This window comes from Mycobacterium sp. (genome assembly GCF_032161845.1).
In the GTDB taxonomy this organism is placed as follows: Bacteria; Actinomycetota; Actinomycetes; order Mycobacteriales; family Mycobacteriaceae; genus Mycobacterium.
In genome coordinates this window covers 1-4,444 of sequence record NZ_JAVRQA010000392.1, presented here as the reverse complement: position 1 = coordinate 4,444, position 4,444 = coordinate 1, and the positions used below count along the sequence as shown (strand labels likewise).

Sequence of the window (4,444 nt, the reverse complement as noted above, 5' to 3'; positions counted from 1 at the left end):
CGGCTGCACTCGCCTGCGTGGGACTGGACGCCGAACTGGCCACGCGACGGGTCGATCAACTCAGTGGTGGGCAGATGCGCCGCGTGGTCCTCGCCGGGCTGCTCAACCGCGCGCCACGAGCACTGATTCTCGACGAGCCGCTCGCCGGCCTTGACGCCCGAAGCCAGGCCGGACTGGTGCGACTCCTTCAAGGCCTTCGGCGCGACGGCCTGACGGTCGTCGTCATCTCGCACGACTTCTCGGGTCTTGACGACCTGTGCCCGCGGACCCTGCACCTCCGCGACGGTGCACTGCAACCGGCACCGACCGCAGGGAGGGTCACGTGACCGCGACTCAGCGCCCTCAACGTCGATCCTTGGTGCTCCTGCGCCCGGTACCAGGACCGTCCGTCATCCACGAGCTCTGGGCAGGCACCAAAATCATTACCGCCCTAACGGTCTCGCTGCTCCTTGCCAACTATCCCGGGTGGGGCCCAATCGCCGTCGTGGCCGCATTGGTGATAGCCGCAGTCCGGCTGGCGCATATTCCACGCGGGGTGCTGCCTTCGCTGCCACGATGGCTTTGGATCGGCCTGCTGCTTGGCGGATTGACGTCCGCGCTGGCGGGTGGGAGCCCGTTCGTCGACCTTGGTCTGTTCACCGTTGGGCTCGGAGGGCTGCTCGAGGTGCTTCGGTTCACGGCGTTGACGACGGTTCTGTTGGGTCTTGGCGGCTTGATCTCCTGGACTACCAACGTCGCCGACGTGGCACCTGCCGTCGCAGTGCTGGGCCGACCGCTCCGGTGGCTGCGGATCCCGGTGGACGAGTGGGCGGTGGCCACCGCGTTGGCCATGCGGGCCTTCCCCATGCTGCTCGAAGAATTCCGCATCCTGTATGCCGCGCGTCGCCTGCGCCCAAGACCGCCCACACCCGCCACCTGGCAGAAGCGGTTGCATCAATGGGGCGGCGATGTCATCGACCTCGCGGCCGCCGCCATCACGGTAGCGCTGCGGCGGGCCGACGAGATGGGTGACGCCATGACCGCGCGCGGGGGCACCGGTGCCATCTCCGCAACCCCGTCACGGCCGAAACACAAGGATTGGGTGGCTCTTTCGATCGTGGCGTTGGTATACAGTGTGGGCCTCGTGTTGGAGCTCTTCATCATTCCGACACCGATGCACTAGGACTGCGCGCACATGCGAACCAGGCCCGCGATCCTCGTCGTCGATACCGACCCCGACGTGGTGTCGCCACTCGCCACGACATTGATGAGTTGCGGCTTCGCGGTGCATACCGCCAATGATGGGCGCGCCGCTCTGGACCGGGCCCGCGAGTTGCGCCCAGCGGCCGTGATCCTCGAGGTCACGCTCCCCAGCATGGACGGATTCGAAGTTCTGCGCCAACTGCGCACCCTAGGCGTCGATGCGCCCGGCCTGTTCGTCAGCAGCCGTACCGCCCTGCACGACAAACTCACTGGGCTGAACGTGGGAGGTGACGACTACATCACCAAACCGTTCAGTCCCGAAGAAGTCCTGGCACGACTGCGAGCGATTCTGCGCCGCACCCGAAATACGAACGAGTCGACCCGAGGAGCGTCGCTGACCTTCGCCGATATCACCCTCGACGAAGACTCCCACGACGTCGTGAAAGCAGGCAATCGGGTGGCGTTGTCGCCGGTCGAGTTCAAACTACTGCGCTACCTGATGATCAACTCCGGCGCCGTTCTGTCGAGGTCGATGATTCTCGAGCACCTGTGGCGCAATGACTTTCGAGGGGAGACTACGGTCGTCGAGTCCTACATCTGCAACCTGCGACGAAAGATGGACAGGTCGGACAAGCGCCTCATCCATACAGTGAGGGCAGTTGGGTACGTCCTGCGGGAAGCGCAGTGACGGCGGCCCTCGCCTCGGTGTGGTGTTTCTGCCCGCGGACCGCGTCACTCTTCTCATGTGAGCTTCATGTTCGTGCTTCTAGGGTTCCCTTGAGACGAGCGGAGGTGAGGGTGAAAGCTCGAGTGGCACTGGTCGTCGATTACGACGAAGGCGTTCGACGTGCAGCAACAGGCCGAAATCCACTGAGGCGAAATCGAACTCGCCAACTCACCGAGCGGAGGACTGTCGGCCAGATTGACACTTCCCACCGTGGGCGATTCCACTGTGAGCTAGCTCGCTTCGATTCTTATCTCCATCACAAGAACTCTGCTGAGGCTGGTGAAGAGGGCGAAACGATGCCCGCCATCGCCGCGAGAGAGGTCTATACGTCCATGCCGCTGCTCATCATGGCGGATATCCGCTCCTCAGCCACTCGCCCGCCCGTCGCGTCCAAGGTGCCCGAGATCACCGCGACGTTCTGGATACTGAAGCTGCGCACCACGGCTATGGGCGAGAACGCGTCGGGCTACCTCGTCCACACCAGGCCCGTCTTCGGACTGGGCGTCGGCGTCGTCGGCTTCGTCGCGACGCTCTGGCTGCAGTTCCGGACCCGTCGCTACCCCCCGATGGCGTACTGGGCAGCGATCTCGATGGTCGCGGTCTTCGGCACCATCGTGGCCGACGTGCTACACGGGGATCTAGGTATTCCGTTGCCTGTCAGCACCATCGCGTGCGCGGCCGCATTGGCAATCATCTTCGTCGCGTGGCACCGCGCCGAGGGCACGCTCTCGATTCACAGCATCACGGCCCGACGTCGCGAGGTCTTCTATTGGCTCACGGTGTCGTTCACCTTCGCGCTGGGCATGGCCGCTGGTGATCTGACCGCTGACACTCTCAGACTCGGCTTCGTCGGTTCGATCGTGCTCTTCGCAGTCATCATGGCCGTTCCGGTGTTGGGCCGCTGGCGCTTTGGGCTCAACGGCGTCGTGGCCTTCTGGTTTGCCTACGTCGTGACTCGTCCGCTTGGCGCGTCGGCCGACGACTGGCTCGGCAAGCGCGCCATGGCCGGCGGCGTGGGCCTCGGTGACGGCCCGGTTGCCGCCGCCCTCATCCTGGCGATCGCAATCCTCGTCAGCTGTCTCGCCTTTCGGCGACGCAACACCCGCATCACATCAACGAAGGGATCAGAAGTATGACCGAACAACCAGATCGGCCGTCGCACGACGACACCGCGGCCGCCGAATCGACCGAACCGATTGTCGCGGAGCCGTCGTCGGCCGCAGCATCACCGGAGGCATCCGTCGTCCAACCCAAGCCGTCGCGCTGGGAGAGGGTCCGGCCCCGCAGCCGCCTAGGCCAGGTAGCCGCGATCCTGGTCTCCGTTGCTGCGGCGATCTTCATCGTCGGATCGATCTTCGTCGCCGGAGTCGTGGTGGGTTCCGAAGTCAGCGGTGAGCACCATGGCCACGGCGGCGGCTACAGCCAAGGCGAGGGTGAGCACCACCGTGGCGGCGAGGAAGCGGACGGTTTTGGCCGCGATGGGTCGGGACAGGGCGACTCCGGACAGGGCCGCTGGAACGACGGTGACGGACCCGGGCAGGGTGAGTCACCCTAAGACGCCTCCGCCGTTGGCGTTGGTCGTCCGCCTTTGGCGCAGGTAGTCGTCAGTGGTGCAGCGGCAACACCGGAGGCCAAGCCTCGTCAACGACGAGTGCTCCTCCGGTGTTGCCGCAGACGTTCGGCGAGTGCCCCGTCTTCGACTTCATCCATGGCGTGAGTTCGTGACCGTCCATCGCAGCGTGATCGACCCGCCGACCGGCGCCCGCGACCGCCCACACCAACGCGGTCACCACTGCCACGGCGGCGAGGCGCATCAGAAAGTCGAGCCCCTGAGGCGTGCGCCAGGGGGCGTCCGGCCTCACTTGAGGGCGGTCAGCAGGTCATTGAGGTTCTGAGTCTCCATTGTGGGATCGGGGTTGGCGTCCCGAATCGAAGTCAATACGGCGTCGATCCGCCCGTCGATGGCAGTCCAGGTGGGCCCATCCATCGCCTCGAGCCGGGGTTGGCCCTCGTCCCAAGCTGTTTCGAGGCTCTTGGCACCTGCCGTCGCCCCTGCCTGGTCACCGGCTTGAACTTTGGTCAGCATCGCCTGGGTAATGGCACGGAAGTTGGCGACGTCAGCCGCCGGGAAGTGAGCGGATACCTGCCCGGCAGCGATGGGGGCCTCGACGGCAGGGCCGGATTCGGACTCAGCGGACGCTGAGGCGTGCGGCTGCTGGTTGGCATAAGTCAACAGTGCACCGGCGGCGACGGCGACGGCACCGAAGTAGGCGAGCATCACCTTTTCCCGACCCGGAGCGGCAGGGCGTGGCGCGTCGGGCTTCTCGATGACGTCGGCGCGGGTCACTGTGAGGTAGATGACGGTGCCCAGGATCGCGGTGAGGAAGATAACGCTCGTGACGGCCACACCCAGGCCCAAGCCCATTTGGTCCTTGGGGAAGCCGAGCCAGTCGCCGAGGTTCGCGCCGAGCGGACGGGTCAGGATGTAGGCGAGCCAGAACGACAACACCGCGTTGGCGCCGAGCTTCCAGCCGG

At 65.5% G+C, this 4,444-nt stretch carries 6 protein-coding genes and 1 pseudogene; 5 read left to right on the top strand and 2 right to left on the bottom strand.

Annotation, left to right across the window (positions count from 1 at the left end):
• The 5 genes from QOD90_RS21105 to QOD90_RS21085 form a co-directional block, all read left to right on the top strand.
• Window positions 1–326, top strand: a 326-nt coding sequence (locus QOD90_RS21105; protein ID WP_526352778.1) for an ATP-binding cassette domain-containing protein, incomplete at its 5' end; no start/stop codon positions are given.
• Complete coding sequence (locus QOD90_RS21100) at window positions 323–1,162, top strand: CbiQ family ECF transporter T component (protein WP_526352777.1); 840 nt, start codon at window positions 323–325, stop codon at window positions 1,160–1,162. The genes QOD90_RS21105 and QOD90_RS21100, both read left to right, overlap by 4 nt.
• Window positions 1,163–1,174: 12 nt before the next feature.
• Window positions 1,175–1,870, top strand: coding sequence for a response regulator transcription factor (locus QOD90_RS21095; RefSeq protein WP_526352776.1), 696 nt, complete (start codon window positions 1,175–1,177; stop codon window positions 1,868–1,870).
• A gap of 335 nt (window positions 1,871–2,205) precedes the next feature.
• The gene (locus QOD90_RS21090) at window positions 2,206–3,045 is read left to right on the top strand and encodes a COG4705 family protein (protein ID WP_526352775.1); all 840 of its coding nucleotides are present in this window, start codon (window positions 2,206–2,208) and stop codon (window positions 3,043–3,045) included.
• A complete protein-coding gene (locus QOD90_RS21085; RefSeq protein ID WP_526352774.1) occupies window positions 3,042–3,464 on the top strand; it encodes a hypothetical protein in 423 nt (140 codons plus the stop codon). The genes QOD90_RS21090 and QOD90_RS21085 overlap by 4 nt, the downstream gene beginning before the upstream one ends.
• A 49-nt stretch (window positions 3,465–3,513) precedes the next feature.
• On the opposite strand, the gene QOD90_RS21080 is transcribed toward QOD90_RS21085, so the two are convergent.
• Together QOD90_RS21080 and QOD90_RS21075 are read right to left on the bottom strand one after the other, a co-directional pair.
• Window positions 3,514–3,771 carry a hypothetical protein gene (locus QOD90_RS21080; RefSeq protein WP_526352773.1) on the bottom strand — a complete coding sequence of 86 codons (258 nt, stop codon included), beginning with the start codon at window positions 3,769–3,771 and terminating at the stop codon, window positions 3,514–3,516.
• A pseudogene (locus tag QOD90_RS21075) lies at window positions 3,768–4,444 on the bottom strand (hypothetical protein); the annotation flags it as partial. The gene QOD90_RS21080 and the pseudogene QOD90_RS21075, both read right to left, overlap by 4 nt.

Excerpts from the sequence above, each read along its gene's own strand:
- QOD90_RS21095 (WP_526352776.1), top strand. The coding sequence starts at position 1,175 with ATGCGAACCAGGCCCGCGATCCTCGTCGTCGATACCGACCCCGACGTG.
- QOD90_RS21085 (WP_526352774.1), top strand. The coding sequence starts at position 3,042 with ATGACCGAACAACCAGATCGGCCGTCGCACGACGACACCGCGGCCGCC.
- QOD90_RS21090 (WP_526352775.1), top strand. The coding sequence starts at position 2,206 with ATGCCCGCCATCGCCGCGAGAGAGGTCTATACGTCCATGCCGCTGCTC.